Source organism: Providencia sp. PROV076 (assembly GCF_028483405.1).
Classification (GTDB): domain Bacteria; phylum Pseudomonadota; class Gammaproteobacteria; order Enterobacterales; family Enterobacteriaceae; genus Providencia; species Providencia huaxiensis.
Genome location: NZ_JAMPRR010000053.1, coordinates 1 through 1,450, shown reverse-complemented (window position 1 = coordinate 1,450; position 1,450 = coordinate 1). Strand labels below are relative to the sequence as shown.

At 50.0% G+C, this 1,450-nt stretch carries 1 rRNA gene; it reads left to right on the top strand.

Features of this window, described 5'->3' with window-relative positions:
- Positions 1-171 precede the first annotated feature (171 nt).
- Positions 172-1,450: ribosomal RNA gene (locus PSF67_RS21670) — 23S ribosomal RNA — on the top strand; the annotation flags it as partial.

The following is a 1,450-nucleotide window of genomic DNA, read 5'->3' as shown; positions in this document are numbered from 1 at the left end:
AATTATGCTCTTTAACAATCTGGAACAAGCTGAAAATTGAAAACAACGCACATTGTTTATCGCTTAAACAATGTGAGAGTCTCTCAAAAATCTCAACTTGAAGATGTCGTCAACAGACAGAAGCCGTCGGGTTTCGTGTCGAGTGACAAAAAAGACACCTTCGGGTTGTGAGGTTAAGCGACTAAGCGTACACGGTGGATGCCTAGGCAATCAGAGGCGATGAAGGACGTGCTAATCTGCGATAAGCGTCGGTAAGGTGATATGAACCGTTACAACCGACGATTTCCGAATGGGGAAACCCAGTGCAATTCGTTGCACTATCGTTTGATGAATACATAGTCAAACGAAGCGAACCGGGGGAACTGAAACATCTCAGTACCCCGAGGAAAAGAAATCAACCGAGATTCCCCTAGTAGCGGCGAGCGAACGGGGAGCAGCCCAGAGTCTTAATCAGCATTAGCATCAGGAGAACGGTCTGGAAAGTCCGGCAGTAAAGGGTGATAGCCCCGTATCCGAAGGTGTTAGTGTTGTGAACTCGACGAGTAGGGCGGGACACGTGTTATCCTGTCTGAATATGGGGGGACCATCCTCCAAGGCTAAATACTCCTGATTGACCGATAGTGAACCAGTACCGTGAGGGAAAGGCGAAAAGAACCCCGGCGAGGGGAGTGAAATAGAACCTGAAACCGTGTACGTACAAGCAGTGGGAGCCCCACCACCAAAGCATTTTCTGGTGTTGAGGACAACTTTGAAGTGGCATTCAACACGCGTTGACGGAGCGCTTTTTGCGACGTCCAACACACAAAACAAGCAGTGAATGTGCTTTGGGGTGGGGTGACTGCGTACCTTTTGTATAATGGGTCAGCGACTTATATTCTGTAGCAAGGTTAACCGTATAGGGGAGCCGTAGGGAAACCGAGTCTTAACTGGGCGAATGAGTTGCAGGGTATAGACCCGAAACCCGGTGATCTAGCCATGGGCAGGTTGAAGGTTGGGTAACACTAACTGGAGGACCGAACCGACTAATGTTGAAAAATTAGCGGATGACTTGTGGCTGGGGGTGAAAGGCCAATCAAACCGGGAGATAGCTGGTTCTCCCCGAAAGCTATTTAGGTAGCGCCTCGTGAACTCATCTTCGGGGGTAGAGCACTGTTTCGACTAGGGGGTCATCCCGACTTACCAACTCGATGCAAACTACGAATACCGAAGAATGTTATCACGGGAGACACACGGCGGGTGCTAACGTTCGTCGTGAAGAGGGAAACAACCCAGACCGCCAGCTAAGGTCCCAAAGTCATAGTTAAGTGGGAAACGAAGTGGGAAGGCTCAGACAGCCAGGATGTTGGCTTAGAAGCAGCCATCATTTAAAGAAAGCGTAATAGCTCACTGGTCGAGTCGGCCTGCGCGGAAGATGTAACGGGGCTAAACTATGCACCGAAGCTGCGGCAGC